Origin of the sequence: Rhodanobacter panaciterrae, from assembly GCF_014651895.1 — a bacterium.
Lineage (GTDB): Bacteria > Pseudomonadota > Gammaproteobacteria > Xanthomonadales > Rhodanobacteraceae > Rhodanobacter > Rhodanobacter panaciterrae.
The window spans coordinates 92,936-110,278 of sequence record NZ_BMXT01000005.1 but is presented as its reverse complement, the minus strand read 5'-3'; the positions used below and the strand labels follow the sequence as shown (position 1 = coordinate 110,278).

Genomic DNA, 17,343 nt, shown 5'->3' with positions numbered 1-17,343 from the left:
ACCGTCCTGCTCCGCAGACAAAAGGACCGGCTCGGCACCGAGCGAAAGCCGATCAAGAAGATTCTGAAGCACCACACCTCGGACGAACCAGACAGTCATTCAGGGTTCGCGTCCAACTCGCGTTTCACCGATGAAAATGGGGAGTTACATGAAAAGCAGAAAATATAGTCAAGCGAATTACTGCAATGGCCGCCCAATACCATCCGTCTCGAGATTGACTGTTGCGATTGCTCTTGGCCTGTGCGGCACCATGGCAACCTCATCTGCATTCGCACAAGCCACAACCGGCAGTATTTTTGGTACCGCGCCAGTAGCCAGCGGCGAATCTGTCCAAATCATCGGCGGCGCCGGATTCAATCGTTCGGTGCCGGTGGATAGCACCGGCCACTATTCGATCACGGTGCCGATTGGTGCTTACACCGTTAACCTGGTGCAGAACGGTCAGACCATCCAGTCGCAGGCGAATGTCTCTCCCAATGCGTCGAGTGGAGCAGCAGTCAACTTCACTGTGGCAGCCGCCAACAAGGATGCGCAGAACCTGACTGCGGTAACCGTCACGGCCAATTCGCTTCTCGCGATCGACGTCTCTTCAACCCGCCAGAGTCAAGTCATCACCTCCGAACAGCTGTCGCATCTGCCGCTTGCGCGTTCGGGCGAAGCCATCGCCTTGCTGGCTCCGGGTTCGGTGGCGGGCGCTGTGGCACTGAATATGGCCATGACCAGCGGCGGCGGTCCGACTGGCGCACCGATGGTCTCCTTTGGCGGCTCGTCGGTGCAGGAGAACGCGTATTACATCAACGGCTACAACAGCTCCGATCCGCTCTATAACCAGGGCGGCATTACGTTGCCGTACGGTTCGATCGAACAGCAGGAGACGCTGACCAGCGGTTATGGAGCTGCTTACGGTCGCTCCGCTGGCGGCGTTATCAGCCAGATCGGCAAGAGCGGCACCAACGAGTGGCATTTCGGCGCTCAGGCCTTGTGGCGCCCTGCTTTCGCCGAAGGCAACTACGTCAACTGGCACTACAACAATCCCCATTCGAGCGCGACCGGCAATGTGGGGAAGATGTACACGTACCGACAGCCCAATTCGAATTGGGAGACCGTGTATGACGCTTATGTCAGCGGCCCGCTGATCAAGGACAAGCTGTTCTTCTTCCTGTCTGCCGAAGTCGATAAACAGCAGACGGACGACAACCAGCCTGTTGGCTCGGCCTTGATCGCGAAAAACAAGTTCAGCCTGCCCAAGTTCTACGGCAAGGTGGACTGGAACATCAACGACAGCAACACCGTGTCCGTCACCGGCATTCGCAACGCTCAGCATTTCGAAGGCGATTACTACGACTACGACAACGTGGCGCACAAGACCGGAGCCTTCAACAGCTACGAGCCGCAGGGCAAGAATTCGTTTGGTATCTGGATCGCCAAATACACCTCGTACATCACTGACAATCTGACCCTGAATGCGATGTACGGCAAGATGAAGGGCACTTATTACACAGTGCAGCCGGGTGCGGATACGGGTTCGCAGTTGGCCGGCATTGTTCAGCCGAACCAGGAAAACCCCGCACTCACCGGCGGCAATCCGAACGGCATCCAGAACTCAAATCAGAACAGCATCATCCCCAACACGAATCACACAGGTGGCAACAACAATTTGCGTGTCGATCTGGACTGGAAGATCGGTTCGCACGATATCCAGTTCGGTATCGACAACCAGAATACATTTGACAGTGGCGATGGCAGCATCACCACGGGCCCGGGCTACTCGTGGGTATATGCGCAGGGCAGTCCGTCGACCTACCTGGTTGGTCAAGACCCGGGTGCGGCTCCGTGGGTCGATGCGCCTGGAGCCTATGCAAACGGCGCGGGTGGCTACACAGTCAGCAAGCAGCAGTTCTTTACGGCCGCAACGGTGTCGGTTAAACAGCGCGCGCAGTATGTGCAGGATAACTGGCAGGTCACCCCCAACCTGCTCTTGAATCTCGGCATCCGCAACGATCAGTTCACCAACCTCAATTCTGACGCGGTTCCCTACATCCGCGAGACGCATGGGCAATGGGCGCCACGCCTTGGTTTCAGCTGGGACGTGTTCGGCGACTCCAGCATGAAGGTGTTCGGCAATGTTGGTCGTTACTACTTGGCGCTGCCGACCGGTGTGGCGGTGCGTGAAGCCTCGGCATCGACCTTTACCAATGAGTACTACACCTACTCGGGTATCGATCCGGCAACTGGCTATCCGACAGGCCTGACTCCGATCAATTCGCGCGGACAGACGACGGGGCCCGGTGTCCCGGTGTCGCTGAACAACGAATACGGTCAGGCGCTCAACCCTTACACGGTGCATTCCACCAATATCAAGGCTGAATACCAGGACGAGTTTGTGCTGGGCATGCAGCAGCAGTTCGCCCCGTCATGGACCTATGGCGTGCAGGCCACGTATCGCAAGCTGGGCCGCATCATCGACGATGTCGGCGACGGAGCCACGCAATGCGTGCAACTGCTCGCACAGAATCCGGGCATAGCGTCGCTGACACCGGGTGTTTCGGCGCTTGATGATTGCAAGGCCAATCCGTCCACTTACGGCATCCAGGGCAGCGTACTGATCAATCCGGGTTCAACCAATACCTTCAGTGTCGTCAATCCGGCAGGTGGTTATTACCACTACACGGTGACGCCGCAGCAGTTCGGTTTCCCGAAGGCGACCCGTCACTACTACTCGCTCGAAGGCTTCCTGGAGCATCAGTTTGCAGACAAATGGACCGGCAAGCTCGACTACGTCTTCTCCAAGAGCTACGGCAGCACGGAAGGTCCGGTGCAATCGAACATTGGTCAGGGCGGTTCTTCCGGCTCGATCACCACGCAGTGGGATTACGGCCAGCTCATGCAGTACGCGAACGGCGATCAGGCCAATGATCGCAGGCATGTGATCAAGGCTTACGGCACATACCAGGTCGCGTCGGAGTGGCTGATAAGCGGCGTCGTCACCGTGGCATCGGGTACACCCAAGAGCTGCCTTGGTTACTACGGTCCGGATCAGACCAACCCAGGCTTGGGTTACGGCACCTTCTATCACTGGTGCGGTGGCGTGCCGACCCCAGGTGGTTCGACCGGCTTCACGCCGTGGATCCATCAGCTGGATCTGAGTTTTGAGTATCGACCGTTGTGGGCGGACAAGAAGTTTGCAGTCCAGCTGCAGATCCACAATGTGCTGAACGAACAGAAGGTGGTTCAGTACTACCCCAGGTACAACCAGTATTTCCCGAACGGAACCCCTACTAATCCCACACCCGTGTATTCAAATGCCAGTTACGGTCGGCCGCTGGGTACGGAAGCACCACGTTACGTGCAATTCGGCGTGACCTACGACTTCTGATGACCGGCAAATCACTACCGATGTGGCCCGTACACCATAGTGAGAAGTCTCGTTTCAATTGATGCAACGAAGCACAGCAATGCGCGGCCATGGATGGCCGCAAGTTCAGACACAGGGAAGTCGAAGACTTGAGTCGTGGCTCCGTTAGTCGCTGGGTGTACCGGAACCTAAGCCGCATCGGGCGGGATCAAGAATACCGCCACCTCAACCTGAAATCCGGTCGCAGTCTGCGGAGCCATGCTCGGCGCTATGCATCGACTCGCGCAGCTCGAAACCAGGCATGAAACGGACATGATTCTCTCAATACGATCAATGAGCTGGTCCTATCGCCCCAGCCGCCACAGGCTTCGTATGCTTCTGGCATTGTTTTTCGCGCTCGCCTCAAGTTTCTCCACCCGTGCTCTGATACCCGTCACGGCTGCCCAAGTACCGGACTTTGCCGGCATCGATCGCTGGATCAATTCGCCTCCGCTCACCATGGCCACGCTGCGCGGCAAAGTAGTGCTTGTCGATTTCTGGGCCTACTCGTGCATCAACTGCCTGCGCGCGATGCCGCGAACGGAACACTTGTACGAGACTTACAAGGATAAGGGACTGGTGGTGGTGGGCGTGCATTCGCCAGAGTTCGATTTCGAAGGCAACGCGGCCAATGTCGACCACGCAGTCAGGCGTCTTGGCGTGACTTATCCGGTGGCGCTGGACAACCACCTGGATACTTGGAATGCGTGGCACAACCAGTATTGGCCTGCTCAATATTTGATTGATCAGAACGGCAACCTGATTGGTCATCAGTTCGGTGAAGGCAATTATCTGCGCATGGAAAATGCCGTCCGCCTGTTACTGGGCATGAATCTGCTAGCGAACGACGCCTCGTCCGACAATGCATTGGACCGGATCGGCTCGCCAGAAATGTTCTTCGGCAGCGCGCACCAGAAGAATCTGGCCGGCGTGGATACACCACGCAACGGCATCCAGCGCTTCACGATGCCCGGCCGCCTTGCCCTGAACCAGTTCGGTTTGTCGGGTCAGTGGGAAATCACCGACCAGTACGCCCGTTTGACCGGCGACCACGGCGAGATCCACCTGCACTTCAAAGCCGGCAAGCTGCACATGGTGGCCAGTTCGGATCAACCGGTCACGCTCGAGATCCTGGTCGATGGCAAGCCACAGCCATCGGTGACGGTGCAGCCAAGCCAGCTCTATACCCTGTTTGACAGCCACGACTATCGCGATCACCAACTGACACTGCGCGTCCCCGGAGCGGGGCTGCACGCGTACACCTTCTCGTTCGGCTGAGCGGCGTTGCTTACGCCGAGGCTGGCTCCCGCTGGTCGGGCCGCTCGAGGTGGGCCTGTCTGCCCGAAGCCTGCCTCGCAAAATAACCAGCCATCAGCCAGGCCACGCCGCTAAGGCCGATCGCCACACACAGACTGGTCCATTCATCCAGATGGTCCGGATGTGCGAAGACCCGCGGTACATGCAGCAGGACTACCCAACTGGTGAACATACTGCCCAGCAGCGTTGCCGCCAGCCGGGCCTGCACGCCGCTGAGGATCGCCAGCCCGGCGGCGATGTGCGCGCAGCCAGTGAAGTACGCCCAGAACACAGGCGATCCCGGTATCCAGCCCGGTATCACGCTGGCTACGTATTGCCAGTAGATGAAATGCAGCGCACCGAATACGGGCAGCGACACGCCGAAGGCGTAACGGCCGGTTCCCGCCATACGCCGAAGTCGATCGGCAGCAGCACTCCGGTCGGAGTTCCCATCGGCGAGTGCAGCGGCCAGGATCCAGGCACCGCTGCACAGGGCAAAGCATTCGAACGCAGAGGTCCACACGCTGCCGTTGTGAATATGCATGGCCAGCGTCGGTAGATGCAGCACGATCAGCCACAGGAAGAGCAGTACACCGAGTCCCACGGCGGCGATCCGGGCCCGCTGGCGCCCCAAGTACACACCGACGCCACCAGCGATCAGCAGCACGCCCGTGGCGTAAGCCCAGAATGCGTGCGCGGGTGCACCGTCGGGTATCGGCTCGATCCCCAGCACCGGGATGCCGGTGACGACGTTCATCAGCCCGAATGCGAGCATGCCGGTGCCGAAGAAGATGCGGCCGAGCCTGGTCAAGCTTTCCATGTGTTCTCCCTTGCTCAAGAATGCGCGATCGCTGTACCCGGATTGCGGGCGCGGCGTGAACCATCCGATTGGAAAAAGTGGCCCTGCGGAACATTGATGGGGGGCGTCACATCCGCAGGGCCGTGGGGAAGGTTAATGTCGATGGCGGTGGCACGCCCGGCCAGCCATGCTGTCACCGAGAATAGGTATAGCCGCACCGTTCATCCATAGCCAATTTCGCAAAGTTTCCCGGAGCCAATCTGCATGTTTCTGGAACTCGACGGCCGCGGGCCGCAGTATGCGCAGCTCACCCGCGCCATGAAGTCCGCCATTCTCGATGGCCGCATCGTCGCCGGTTCGCGGCTGCCACCTACACGCGAGCTTGCGCACGAACTCGAGCTGTCACGTACCACGGTGCTGGCCGCCTACGACCAGCTGCGGGCGGAAGGCTTCATCGACGCCCGCGTGGGTTCGGGCAGCTACGTCACCACGCTGCAGCCGGGGGCGGCATTGCAACCGCCGGTTGATGCCATCGTTGCACCTTCGCTCTACGCGGAACGCGCGCGACGAGTGCAGGATCGCCGGATGGCCATACTGCATCGCGGCTTGCGTTATCACATGAACTACGGCGAGCCGACCATCAACCCCATGCTCAGTAGCGTCTGGGCGCGCGAACTGGCGCGGGCCGCAACCTACATGCCGGCAAGCGGCGCGGGGTCACAGGGTTTGCCGGCATTGCGCCAGCAGGTTTGCGACTATCTCGCCCGCCGCCGCGGTGTGCAGGTACAGCCGGAAAATGTACTCATCGTCAGTGGCACCCAGCAGGCGTTCTCGCTTGCCGCCCGCGTGCTGCTGAACGAAGGCGACACCGTGGTATTGGAGGAGCCGCATTATTTCGGCGCCTATCAAGCGCTGATCGCGCACGGTGCCCGCGTACAGGGGGTCCGCACCGACGACGACGGACTGGTGTGCAGTGAACTGCCTGCAGCCGCGCCTTCGCTGATCTGCGTGACGCCCTCGCACCAGTTCCCGACGGGCGCCGTACTGTCGCTGCAGCGCCGACTGGAACTGTTGCGCTACGCCGATGCGAAGAAATGCTGGATCATCGAGGACGACTACGACGGCGAATTCCGTTACGACGCCAAGCCGCTGGCGGCCTTGCGTTCGCTCGATCAGGCCGACCGGGTGATCTATGTCGGGACGTTCTCCAAGGTCCTGTTTGGCACCTTGAGACTGGCCTACATGATCCTTCCTGTCGCGCTGCGGGAAGACTTCATCACCGCCAAGTTCCTCAATGATTTTTCCTGCCCGGGCTTCGAGCAGGCAGCGTTGGCGCACTACATGGAGGACGGTGGATTCGAGCGGCACCTGCGGGTGGTTCGCAAAGAGCTCAAGGCCCGTCATCAGGAACTCATCCGAGGCTTGCGCGAATATGTCGGCGAGCGTGTGGAGATCGTCGATTCGCCGGCCGGTATGCATGTGGTCGTGTGGTTCCGCGATTACGACAAGGCTCGTGCGGAGGCGCTGCTCGAACTTGCCAGCTCGCGTGGTCTGGGCATGTATTCGATGGCGCCACACTATCTGAACCCGCCATCGCGCCAGGGGCTGCTGCTCGGCTATTGCGGCTTGTCGACCGGTGAGCTGCGTGACGCCATGAAGCTGTTTGGTGCCTGCATGAACGAGATCGATGCCCGAATGATTTCCGACAGCACCCGCGACCACGCGTGAAGTAAGCTTTCGGTTTGTCAGTCCACTCAAACCCGCCATGCAGACACGCATCACGATCAGCCCCGAACTGCGCGAATGGATTCTTGCCACGACCCGAGTAGGCCACGGCGTGCCGGAAGTACTGCGGCTGATGAAGGAGAACGGTTACGACCCGCGGCAGAGCCGCAGCATCGTCGCCGAGGTATTGAAGCTGCCGCTGGCCGCACTGCATGCGAGTACCGGCAAGCAGGCGCCGCCCGGGCTGCGCACGAAACACCCCGAAGCACCCGAAGTCAGCGTCGACGGACACATCATCCAGATCCCGATCAGCGTGGAAGCTCCCATGCTGCGGGTGCTGGACGGCATCCTTACCGAGCAGGAATGCGCCGAGCTGATCGAACTGGCGCGACCGCGGCTGCAACGCGCGCTCACCGTCGACAGCGAAGGCAAGCATCAGGTGGACCACCGGCGCACCAGCGAAGGCATGTTTTTCACCTTGAACGAGTTGCCGCTGGTCGGCCGCATCGAGCAACGCCTCGCCAGCCTGCTCGGTGTGCCGGTGAATCACGGCGAGGGCCTGCAGATCCTGCATTACCTGCCCGGCCAGGAGTACGAACCGCACTACGACTGGTTCGATCCGGAACAGCCCGGCTACGGCGCGATCACCGCCGCCGGTGGGCAACGCATCGCCAGCGTGGTGATGTATCTGAATACGCCCGCGCAGGGCGGCGGCACCGCGTTCCCTGAGATCGGCCTGACCGTCACCGCCCGCCGCGGTTCGGCCGTCTATTTCGCCTACGAAGGCGGCGACCGCAGCTCGCTGCACGCCGGTCTGCCGGTGCTGCGCGGCGAGAAATGGATCGCCACCAAGTGGCTGCGCGAGCGGCCCTACAAGACATCGGCAAAGACCTGAGCTCGATCGGGCCGATGCGGTGTTGCTGCGCCGCAGCAGCGTTTGGCGTATCCTTGCAGGCCAACTTTCCTCTCCGCAGCAAGGACATCCCATGGGTCTGCATCTCGTCCCCGCCGGCCGCGACGTGCCGCACGAAATCAACGTCATCATTGAAATCCCCAAGGATGCCGAGCCGATCAAGTACGAGGTGGAGAAGGAAAGCGGCGCGATCTTCGTCGACCGCATCCTGTCCACCCCGATGCGTTACCCGTGCAACTACGGCTACGTGCCGGGCACGCTGGGCGGCGACGGCGATCCGCTGGACGCGTTGGTGATCCTGCCGCTGTCGCTGATCCCCGGTTCGGTGATCCGTTGCATTCCGGTCGGCATGCTGAAGATGTCCGACGAGGCCGGCAGTGACGAGAAGCTGATCGTGCTGCCCGCGCCGAAGATCTTCCCGGGCTATGCACACATCACCGACATGAAAGGCGTCTCGCCGCACTGGCTGGAGCGCATCGGCCACTTCTTCGAGCACTACAAGGATCTGGAGAAGGGCAAGTGGGTGAAGATTGAAGGTTGGGTCGGCGCCGACGAGGCGAAGGCCGAGATCGTGGCTGGCATCGAGCGTTACCAGGCGAGCAAGCCGGCCAAGGCGTAATACCAGACCGATCGGCGGCGCGTCACCTTCAGCGGTGGCGCGCCCGCTCCCACGGCGGGTTCTCACCTAGCCGTGCAGCCAGAAAATCGATGAAGGCGCGCACCCGCGGCGGTACCAGCCGGCGCTGCGGCATCACCGCGTAGATGCCGGTTTCGGCGAGCGGATAATCCGGCAGCACGACCCGCAGCCGCTTCGCATGCAGCTCCTCATGCACGTGCCAGATCGAGTGCAGGGCGATGCCCAGCCCAGCCACCACCGCATCACGCAGCAGTTCGCCCTGATTGCTCTCGAAGCGACCGTGCACACGCTGGGCGATTTCGCCGCCGTTGCCATCACCAAAATGCCACACGTCCTGCCGCCCCTGACTGCCGACCAACAGCAGACAGTCGTGCCCGGCCAGATCCGCCGGTGTGTGTGGCATGCCGTGTCGGCGCAGGTAATCCGGTGACGCGCACAGGACGCGCCGGTTCGTCGCCAGCTTGCGCGCCACCAGGGCGGAATCGCCCAGTGCGCCCACGCGGATGCCCAGATCGAAACCGGAACCGACCAGATCCAGCATCTGGTCGTTGAGGTTCACGCTGAGCTTCACCCGCGGATGCAGGGCGAGGAATTCCGGCAACAGCGGCGAGATGTACTGACGGCCGAACGAGGCCGGCAACGTGACGCGCAAGGTACCGCTTACTTCGGTGGCGCCTTGGCGCAAGCCACCGGTGAGTGCTTCCAGATCCTCCACCAGAGCACGCCCCTGTTCGGCCAGGGCGGCACCTTCCGGTGTGGCGTGCAGTTGGCGGGTGGTCCGATGCAGCAGGCGCACGTCGAGGTCGCGCTCCAGCCGCTTCAGGCGCTGGCTGGCCACCGCCACCGACAGGTCGAGGCTGCGCGCGGCCGCGCTGATCGAACCGAGGTCGAGCACGCGCAGGAACAGGCTGAGGTCGCCGACACGATCCATGACTATCAATCATTCATTGATAATGATTAGCCATCTTGGTGGTTTTTTGAGAAAAGGCAACTGCCTAAGCTGGTGCATCGTTTCTGTCCGGACTGTCGTCATGCCCAGCCTTGCCTCCACCCGACCCCGCACGCCGTTGGCGCTGTACGCGCTGACCGCCGGCGCGTTCGGCATCGGTACTACCGAATTCGTGATCATGGGCCTGTTGTTGCAGGTGTCAGCCGATCTGCACGTCAGCATCGCCGCGGCCGGCCTGCTGATCTCCGGCTATGCGCTGGGCGTGTTCGTCGGCGCGCCCCTGCTGACTGCAGCAACCAGCCGATTGCCGCACAAGACCGCACTGATCGCGTTGATGGTGATCTTCACCATCGGCAACGTGGCCAGCGCACTGGCGCCAAGCTACGGCGTGCTTATGCTCGCGCGGGTGATCACCTAGCTGGCCCACGGCACCTTTTTCGGCGTCGGCGCGGTGGTGGCAACCGGGCTGGTGGCGGAGGACCGCAAGGCCTCGGCGATCTCGATCATGTTCACCGGCCTCACCGTGGCGACCCTGCTCGGCGTGCCGGCCGGCGCGTGGCTGGGCCTGCACTTCGGCTGGCGCGCCACGTTCTGGGCGGTCAGCGCGATCGGCGTTCTCGCCACCGTGATCATCGCCACGCTGGTGCCGGCCGACCGCGGCGACCACGCGCCAATGAAATTCGTCGAGGAGCTGAAAGGCATCGCGCATCCGCAAGTGCTGCTTGGCCTGCTGATGACCGTGCTCGGTTTTGCCGGCGTGTTCGCGGTGTTCACCTATATCCAACCGATCCTGACCCGCGTCACCGGTTTCGCCGACTCAGCGGTGTCGCCGATTCTGCTGGTGTTCGGCGGTGGCATGGTGGTCGGCAACCTGCTCGGTGGCCGACTTGCCGACAAGCGACTGGTGGCGACCTTGCTGGGCTCGCTGGCCGCGCTGGCGATCGTGCTCGGGGCGATGACGTTTGCACTGCACAGCAAGCCGGCGATGATCGCCTTCAGCGGCCTGCTCGGCATCGCCGCATTTGCCACCGTGGCGCCGCTGCAATTGCGTGTGTTGCAGAAGGCCACCGGCGGCCAGGTGCTGGCGTCGAGTTTCAACATCGCCGCGTTCAACCTCGGCAACGCGATCGGTGCATGGCTGGGCGGCGTGGTGATCAGCCACGGCCCGGCGAGCCTCGGCGCGGTGACGTGGGTGGCGGCGCTGGTGCTTGGACTTGCCGTCGCACTGTGGAGTGTTCGTCTGGACAGCCGCCAACCACGCCGCACTATCGCGCTGGCATGCCCGGAAACCGCTGTTTAGAACGGCTTCGGTTTTACCAGCATCACCACTCACGACCATCGGCCTATGCTTGATGCTTCTGTCGTGGAACGTTGAGCAAGTACCGTCCGAAATCCGCCACACCTCGGTTATGGAGTCGCCATGAAAGCTGTTGCCCTCACCCGCTATCTGCCGATCGACGATCCGCAGTCGCTGATCGATGTCGAACTGCCCAAGCCGGCACCCGGCGAACATGACCTGCTGGTTCGCGTCAAAGCCGTGTCGGTGAATCCGGTCGATACCAAGATCCGTTCGCCGAAGCAGCAGGTCGAGGCGCAGCCGAAAGTGCTCGGCTACGACGCCGCCGGCACGGTCGAGGCGATCGGTGAATCGGTCAGCGGCTTCAAGCCGGGCGATCGCGTGTACTACGCCGGCGATGTCACCCGCTCCGGCAGCAATGCCGAGTACCAGCTGGTCGATGCGCGACTGGTCGGCCACGCGCCACAGTCATTGGATCTGGCCGACGCGGCGGCGCTGCCGCTGACCACGATCACCGCGTGGGAGCTGCTGTTCCAGCGCATGCCGTTCGACAGCGAGCACGGCGGCGAGGGCAAGTCACTGCTGATCATCGGCGGCGCCGGCGGGGTCGGCTCGATCGCGATCCAGCTGGCGCGGCGCGCCGGCTTCAGCGTGATCGCCACCGCCTCGCGTGCCGAGACCATCGCATGGTGTCGCTCGCTGGGCGCGCAGCACGTGATCGACCATCGCCAGCCGCTGGGTCCGCAGTTGGCCGCACTGGGTTTCGACCAGGTCGATGCCGCACTCAACCTCGCCGATACCTCTCGTTACTGGGACACCCTCGGCGAGATCCTGGCCCCGCTGGGCCACGTCGGCCTGATCGTCGAACCGAGCAGCGCACTGAAGATCGGCGATCCGTACAAAGCCAAGAGCATCGGCATCCACTGGGAGATGATGTTCGCCCGCCCGCGCTTCAAAACCGCCGACCAGGCCGAGCAAGGCCGCATCCTCGATCGCGTGGCCGCGCTGATCGATGCCGGCGAGTTGCGCGGTACGCGCACAGAAACTCTGTCGCCGATCAACGCCACGAACCTGCGTGAAGCACATCGTCGGCTGGAGTCCGGCACCAGCATCGGCAAACTGGCGCTGGCAGGCTGGTGATGCACCGAGCGAAAGAAGCGCATGCGCTTCTTTCGCTCCCGACGATCAGCCGCGTTTGCCGGCGGCTGCCTTCTTGTCGGGTGCCGGCTTGGCCGGCTCGCCTTTCTTGCCGAGCTGTTCCAGCAGCGTGTTCATGTCTTCGGCGTGCTCCTCTTCCATCGCCAGGATGCCTTCGAGCATGCGACGGGTGGTTGAGTCGTCGGTGCCGATGTAGTCAATGATCTCGCGGTAGCTGTCGATCGCGATGCGCTCGGCGACCAGGTTCTCCTTGATCATGTCGACCAGATCGTCGCCTTCGACGTAATCGGAATGACTGCGGCTGAGTAGACCGTCTGGCGACAGGTTCGGCTTGCCGTCGAGCTGGGTGATGCGCTCGGCGATCAGATCGGCGTGAGCCTGCTCCTCGTTCGCGTGCTGCAGGAACTCGGCCTTGACGCTCTGCGAGTTGATGCCCGACGCCATGTAGTAGTGGTACTTGTAGCGCAGCACGCAGACCAGCTCGGTCGCCAACGCATGGTTGAGCAGCTTGACCACGGTGGCGCGGTCGGCGCTGTAGCCCGCAGTCATCGCGCCCTTCTCGATATCCTTGCGGGCGCGCTTGCGGATGTTCTCGATGTCGCTGACGAACGGCTTGCTCTTGGCCATGGCTTGCTCCTGCGGTGCGAGGGAATGGACAGCGACGACACGCATCGATGTCGTGGGAGTTCCCTCAGCGTAGACACGCACACGAAAAAGCCGGGTGAAGGAACCTTCACCCGGCTTGGACTCGACGCATGACGTTTCGCTGGGTCAGATCTTGCGGTGCCACTCCTTCATCCAAACCATTCCTGCACCGAGCGGGCAGGTGAGGGTTGGCTCAGCGCGGCCGATAGGCGCGCAGGAACATGGTGACACCGTCTCGCGCCGTGGCTTCGATTTCCTCGGCATAGCTCTGCGGACAATCCATGCAACCAAACATCTGACGCATCATCAGATTGCCCTTGATCAGGGCCAGGAACTGTCCGCTGGCACGCGCTACGTCGTCGACCTCCAGTTGTCCGGCGTCAACCGCCTTTTGCAGCAGACGTTCCATCAAGCCATGCGTACGCATGGCGCCCTCTTCCCAGATCAACTTGCCGTAGCGCGGATTGCCTTGCCGGCAGTCGCTGAGGATGGCGCGGAAGGTACCCACGGTTTCGGCATTGCAATCCAGATGGGCGTGCGTCAACGCGACGCGCAACAGGGTTTCCTTGATATCGACCTGCGCATCGAAGAAGTAAGTCTCTTCCGGCAGCAGATCCTGGATGCGCGAGCGGATCACTTCGCGGAACAGGTTGTCCTTGTCGCCGTAGTGGCTGTAGACGGTGAGCTTGGATACGCCGGCGTCGGCGGCGATCGCGTCCATGCTGGTGCCGGCAAACGCATTGCGGATGAACAGCGCCTTGGCTGCCGCGAGAATCGCGGCACGCTTCTCCATGTCCTTCGGACGACCGGGACCCTGGGGTTTGATTTGCGCGCTGGTATTCATGCCTCCACCTTCACAAAACGGAATTCGAGCTTTATTATACGCAGCGGTTCAATTATTTTCCAGAATGCCGCCGACTCCACGGTTTCTGCGCATTCATGCGCGCATCCGATCACGGGTGACGTCCGTCAACTGCTTGCGATGACTTCCGGCACTTCGTGGGCTGACACACAACCCGCAGGCTTGTCATGTCGGACGTGTCATTGTGGGAGTGGGCCTAAACGCTTATCCTTTTTGACCTTTTTCGATCCGCACGGGACACGAGCAGATGGCGATGAATATCGAGCAGGCGCGACTCAACATGGTGGAAAACCAGGTGCGCCCGTGGGAAGTGCTGGACGGCCGCGTGCTCGACGTCATCAGCCGCGTGCGCCGCGAGGATTTCGTCGACGCCGCGCATCGCCAGCTGGCCTTTGCCGACCTGTGCCTGCCACTGGGCCACGGCGAAGTGATGATGAAGCCGGTGGTGGAAGGTCGGGTGCTGCAGGCGCTGGAGTTGCAGCCGACCGATCGCGTGCTGGAAATCGGCACCGGCTCGGGTTTTCTCACTGCCTGTCTGGCCACGCTGTCAGCGCAGGTGACCAGCGTGGACATCCACGCGGATTTCACCACGGCGGCGGCGCAGCGGCTGCAAGCGGTAGGTATCGCCAACGCCAGCCTGGTCACCGCTGAGGCCGTCCAGGCATGGCAGCCCGATGGCTTGTTCGATGCGCTGGTAGTAACCGGCGCCGTCTTCGAAATTCCGCCACGCTGGCTGACCTGGCTCAAGCCCGGTGCGCGTGCGCTGGTCGTGCGCGGGCTGTCGCCGGTGCAGCACGCCACCTTGCTGACCCACGAAGGGGCCGGCCGTTACCGCGAAGAAACCCTGTTCGAAACTGACCTGCCTTATCTGACTCACGCCGAACCCCCACAACGGTTCGTCTTCTGAATAAGCCCCGACCGATCCCCATGAGGCAACCCATGCGTTTGAAGCTGCTCACCCTGGCCCTGGCACTGGCCGCCATTTCGCTGCCCAGCCACGGTACGGATCTGCTCGATGCCTACCATGACGCGCGCGCCAACGATCCGGTGCTGGCACAAGCCGACGCCACCCGTTTGGCCACCGGCGAGGGTGTGGATCAGGCACGTGCGCTGCTGTTGCCCCAGATCAACGGGAGCATGAGCCTGAACCAGACCAACGGTGGCAACCTGATGGGGCATAGCCGCTCGCGCAGCATCGGCGGCACACTCAGCCAGACCGTGTTCGACTTCAGCAAGTACGCCAACCTCAAGGCCGCGCACTCGGCTTCGGCCGCGCAGGACGAGTTGTACCAGGCGGCAGCGCAGGACTTGTACGTGCGCGTGGCCACGGCCTACTTCGGCGTATTGACCAGCGAGGACGCACTGACTTTCGCCAAGGCCAACGAGGATGCATTCCGGCAGCAGTACGAGCAGTCCGACCAGCGCTTCAAGGTAGGTCTCTCGGCGGTCACCGACGTCTATCAGGCCAAGGCCTATTACGAAGCGGCCAAGTCGCAGACGATCACCGCGCAGAACACGCTCAACGATGCCCGCGAGGCACTCACTCAGATCACCGGCAAGCCGACCGGCGACCTGAAGAAACTGCGCGACGACCTGCCGATGGATCCGCCCACGCCGGCCGATCAGGACAGCTGGGTCAAGCAGGCCCTGCAGACCAACCCCAGCCTGCTGGCGCAGAAAAACAACGTGGAAACCGCGCAGCACAACATCACCGCGGCGCGCGCCGGCCATCTGCCGACGATCAGTGCCGGCGTCACCTACGGCAAGGGCGCCGGCTGGTCCGAAACCGACGCCGCCAGCCGCTATCGTGACCCCGCCTCGACCACCATCGGGCTGACCCTGACCGTGCCGATCTTCTCCGGTGGTGCGACCCAGTCGCGCGTGCGCCAGTCGATCTACGAGCGCGACTCCGCCACCGACGCGATGGAATCGCAGCGTCGCCAGGTGATCCGCGATACGCTCAACTACTACCGCTCGGTGATCGCCGGCATCGCCCAGGTGGAGTCAGCCAAGGCCTCGGTGGACTCCGGCCAGAAAGCGCTGGACGCGACCCGCGCCGGTTTCGAGGTGGGCACCCAGACGATGACCAACGTGCTGCTGGCGATCCAGACCCTGACCTCCTCGGAAAGCACCTACTCGCAGGCCCGCCATCAGTTCATCCTGAACAAGCTGCTGCTCAGGGAAACTGCTGGCACCGCCGACCTGAAGGACATCGAGACGATCAACGCCTTGCTGCAGTAAACCGCCGCGCGTTGCATACCAAAACGGCCGGGATCAGACCCGGCCGTTTTGCTGTCAGCACTTTGCGCACGTGGACTATTCCTGCAGCATCGTATCGATCAGCTGCATGATCCGCTGCACCGCGCCGCGTTCGCGCTCGAACACTTGCTGCGCAGCCTGCCCCATCCGTGCACGCTTGCTGGTGTCGAACAACAACTTCAGCACGTCCGGGCCGAGTCGATCGGCACCAGTCACGCGTTCGGCGCCACCTTGCTGGATCAGACTATGGGTGATTTCCTCGAAGTTGAACGTGTGCGGACCCACCACGACCGGAACCGACAGCGCCGCCGGCTCCAGCACGTTGTGGCCACCGATCGGCACCAGGCTGCCACCGACGAAAGCCACTTCAGTCGCCGCGAAGAACGGTATCAACTGACCCATCGCGTCGATCACGAAGACCTGATGCGATGGCGACGGTACTTCATCGTTGCTGCGTGTGGCACATGTGAAACCCAGACTGCGCACCGCGTGCTCAACGATCCGGAAGCGCTCCGGATGACGTGGTGCGAGCAGCAGTAGCGCATCGGGCAATCGCTTCAATACCTGCAGGTGCGCCTCGAGTACCGCCAGTTCCTCGCCTTCGTGCGTACTCGCCGCCATCCAAACCGGACGCCTCGGCCCCCAGTGGTTGCGCATGGCCGCACCCTCCGCCACGGCTCCTTCCGGGATCGGCATGTCGAATTTCATGTTGCCGGTAACGGTGATCCGCTCTGGATCCGCACCCAGCAGCCGATAACGTGCGGCATCGGTGCGCGACTGCGCGGCAATCAGGCGCACGCAGCGCAGCGCCGAGCGTGCCAGTCCACGCATCGGTTTGTAGCCGCGCAACGAACGTTCGGACAGTCGCGCATTGACGATCATCAGCGGAATGCCGCGCCGCCGGCAGGCGAAGTACAGGTTCGGCCAGATCTCGGTTTCCACGATCAACGCCAGTCGCGGCCGTATCCTTTTCAGGAAGCCGCGCACGGCAAATGGCAGGTCATACGGCAGGTAGACATGAAACACGCTGTCGCCAAACAGCTGGTGCACTCGCGCAGTACCGGTCGGGGTCACCGTGGTGATCACCAGCGGCGCGTTCGGATAATCCCGGCGCAACGCCTTGATCATCGGTTCGGCCGCGTTGACCTCGCCGACCGACACCGCATGCACCCACAGGCTGCCACTGAACCCGGGCGCATCGAACAAGCCGAACCGTTCGGGCCAGCGGTGATGATAGGGCCGCGAACGTACTCCACGCGCCAGCAACCGCAGCACCAGCAGCGGCGTTACCAGAAACATCGCGAGGGTATAGAGATAGCGCAACCGTCGATCCTTGCAACGAACGCGCGAGTATAGCGAGAGCCGCCGACCCTCACTGGCTCGATATCGAAGACAGCCCGCTACAATGC

13 protein-coding genes and 1 pseudogene are annotated in these 17,343 nt (G+C 62.3%); 9 read left to right on the top strand and 5 right to left on the bottom strand.

Features of this window, described 5'->3' with window-relative positions; translation table 11 throughout:
- Positions 1-250 precede the first annotated feature (250 nt).
- Together IE071_RS15425 and IE071_RS15420 are read left to right on the top strand one after the other, a co-directional pair.
- The gene (locus IE071_RS15425) at positions 251-3,376 is read left to right on the top strand and encodes a TonB-dependent receptor plug domain-containing protein (protein WP_229792941.1); all 3,126 of its coding nucleotides are present in this window, start codon (positions 251-253) and stop codon (positions 3,374-3,376) included.
- A gap of 291 nt (positions 3,377-3,667) precedes the next feature.
- Complete coding sequence (locus IE071_RS15420; protein WP_189442485.1) at positions 3,668-4,672, top strand: redoxin family protein; 1,005 nt, start codon at positions 3,668-3,670, stop codon at positions 4,670-4,672.
- Between the two features lie 10 nt (positions 4,673-4,682).
- On the opposite strand, the gene IE071_RS15415 is transcribed toward IE071_RS15420, so the two are convergent.
- Positions 4,683-5,510, bottom strand: coding sequence for a DoxX family protein (locus tag IE071_RS15415; protein WP_189442484.1), 828 nt, complete (start codon positions 5,508-5,510; stop codon positions 4,683-4,685).
- 243 nt (positions 5,511-5,753) lie between these two features.
- Between IE071_RS15415 and pdxR the strand changes: the two genes are divergently transcribed.
- The 3 genes from pdxR (at position 5,754) to ppa (ending at position 8,746) form a co-directional block, all read left to right on the top strand.
- Entirely contained in the window at positions 5,754-7,217 is a 1,464-nt protein-coding gene (gene pdxR / locus IE071_RS15410) for a MocR-like pyridoxine biosynthesis transcription factor PdxR (protein ID WP_189442483.1), read from the top strand.
- 37 nt (positions 7,218-7,254) lie between these two features.
- Complete coding sequence (locus IE071_RS15405; RefSeq protein WP_189442482.1) at positions 7,255-8,109, top strand: prolyl hydroxylase family protein; 855 nt, start codon at positions 7,255-7,257, stop codon at positions 8,107-8,109.
- 91 nt (positions 8,110-8,200) lie between these two features.
- Entirely contained in the window at positions 8,201-8,746 is a 546-nt protein-coding gene (ppa, locus tag IE071_RS15400) for an inorganic diphosphatase (RefSeq protein WP_189442481.1), read from the top strand.
- 28 nt (positions 8,747-8,774) lie between these two features.
- Here ppa and IE071_RS15395 read toward each other — a convergent pair whose 3' ends face one another.
- Positions 8,775-9,695, bottom strand: a complete 921-nt coding sequence (locus IE071_RS15395; RefSeq protein ID WP_189442480.1) for a LysR family transcriptional regulator — start codon at positions 9,693-9,695, stop codon at positions 8,775-8,777.
- 100 nt (positions 9,696-9,795) lie between these two features.
- Between IE071_RS15395 and IE071_RS15390 the strand changes: the two are divergent.
- Both IE071_RS15390 and IE071_RS15385 read left to right on the top strand, forming a co-directional pair.
- Positions 9,796-11,013 (top strand): annotated as a pseudogene (locus tag IE071_RS15390) (MFS transporter).
- Between the two features lie 120 nt (positions 11,014-11,133).
- Entirely contained in the window at positions 11,134-12,150 is a 1,017-nt protein-coding gene (locus IE071_RS15385; protein ID WP_189442479.1) for a zinc-binding alcohol dehydrogenase family protein, read from the top strand.
- Positions 12,151-12,195: 45 nt separating this feature from the next.
- On the opposite strand, the gene IE071_RS15380 is transcribed toward IE071_RS15385, so the two are convergent.
- Together IE071_RS15380 and IE071_RS15375 are read right to left on the bottom strand one after the other, a co-directional pair.
- Positions 12,196-12,795 carry a ferritin-like domain-containing protein gene (locus IE071_RS15380; protein ID WP_189442478.1) on the bottom strand — a complete coding sequence of 200 codons (600 nt, stop codon included), beginning with the start codon at positions 12,793-12,795 and terminating at the stop codon, positions 12,196-12,198.
- Positions 12,796-13,006: 211 nt separating this feature from the next.
- On the bottom strand, positions 13,007-13,657 hold the full coding sequence (locus tag IE071_RS15375; RefSeq protein WP_189442477.1) for a TetR/AcrR family transcriptional regulator: 651 nt from the start codon (positions 13,655-13,657) through the stop codon (positions 13,007-13,009).
- 265 nt (positions 13,658-13,922) lie between these two features.
- On the opposite strand from IE071_RS15375, the gene IE071_RS15370 reads away from it, so the two are divergent.
- Both IE071_RS15370 and IE071_RS15365 read left to right on the top strand, forming a co-directional pair.
- Positions 13,923-14,582, top strand: a complete 660-nt coding sequence (locus IE071_RS15370; RefSeq protein ID WP_189442476.1) for a protein-L-isoaspartate O-methyltransferase family protein — start codon at positions 13,923-13,925, stop codon at positions 14,580-14,582.
- Positions 14,583-14,614: 32 nt separating this feature from the next.
- Positions 14,615-15,916 carry a TolC family outer membrane protein gene (locus IE071_RS15365; protein ID WP_189442475.1) on the top strand — a complete coding sequence of 434 codons (1,302 nt, stop codon included), beginning with the start codon at positions 14,615-14,617 and terminating at the stop codon, positions 15,914-15,916.
- Between the two features lie 75 nt (positions 15,917-15,991).
- Here IE071_RS15365 and waaA read toward each other — a convergent pair whose 3' ends face one another.
- Positions 15,992-17,257 carry a lipid IV(A) 3-deoxy-D-manno-octulosonic acid transferase gene (waaA, locus tag IE071_RS15360; protein ID WP_229792940.1) on the bottom strand — a complete coding sequence of 422 codons (1,266 nt, stop codon included), beginning with the start codon at positions 17,255-17,257 and terminating at the stop codon, positions 15,992-15,994.
- Between the last annotated feature and the right edge of the window lie 86 nt (positions 17,258-17,343).

What these genes read in the sequence shown, in the direction of transcription:
- IE071_RS15375 (WP_189442477.1), bottom strand. Translation starts at nt 13,657, where the DNA reads ATGAATACCAGCGCGCAAATCAAACCCCAGGGTCCCGGTCGTCCGAAG.
- IE071_RS15395 (WP_189442480.1), bottom strand. Translation starts at nt 9,695, where the DNA reads ATGGATCGTGTCGGCGACCTCAGCCTGTTCCTGCGCGTGCTCGACCTC.
- IE071_RS15405 (WP_189442482.1), top strand. Translation starts at nt 7,255, where the DNA reads ATGCAGACACGCATCACGATCAGCCCCGAACTGCGCGAATGGATTCTT.
- ppa (WP_189442481.1), top strand. Translation starts at nt 8,201, where the DNA reads ATGGGTCTGCATCTCGTCCCCGCCGGCCGCGACGTGCCGCACGAAATC.
- IE071_RS15380 (WP_189442478.1), bottom strand. Translation starts at nt 12,795, where the DNA reads ATGGCCAAGAGCAAGCCGTTCGTCAGCGACATCGAGAACATCCGCAAG.
- IE071_RS15420 (WP_189442485.1), top strand. Translation starts at nt 3,668, where the DNA reads ATGATTCTCTCAATACGATCAATGAGCTGGTCCTATCGCCCCAGCCGC.
- IE071_RS15365 (WP_189442475.1), top strand. Translation starts at nt 14,615, where the DNA reads ATGCGTTTGAAGCTGCTCACCCTGGCCCTGGCACTGGCCGCCATTTCG.
- pdxR (WP_189442483.1), top strand. Translation starts at nt 5,754, where the DNA reads ATGTTTCTGGAACTCGACGGCCGCGGGCCGCAGTATGCGCAGCTCACC.
- IE071_RS15425 (WP_229792941.1), top strand. Translation starts at nt 251, where the DNA reads ATGGCAACCTCATCTGCATTCGCACAAGCCACAACCGGCAGTATTTTT.
- IE071_RS15385 (WP_189442479.1), top strand. Translation starts at nt 11,134, where the DNA reads ATGAAAGCTGTTGCCCTCACCCGCTATCTGCCGATCGACGATCCGCAG.
- IE071_RS15370 (WP_189442476.1), top strand. Translation starts at nt 13,923, where the DNA reads ATGGCGATGAATATCGAGCAGGCGCGACTCAACATGGTGGAAAACCAG.
- IE071_RS15415 (WP_189442484.1), bottom strand. Translation starts at nt 5,510, where the DNA reads ATGGAAAGCTTGACCAGGCTCGGCCGCATCTTCTTCGGCACCGGCATG.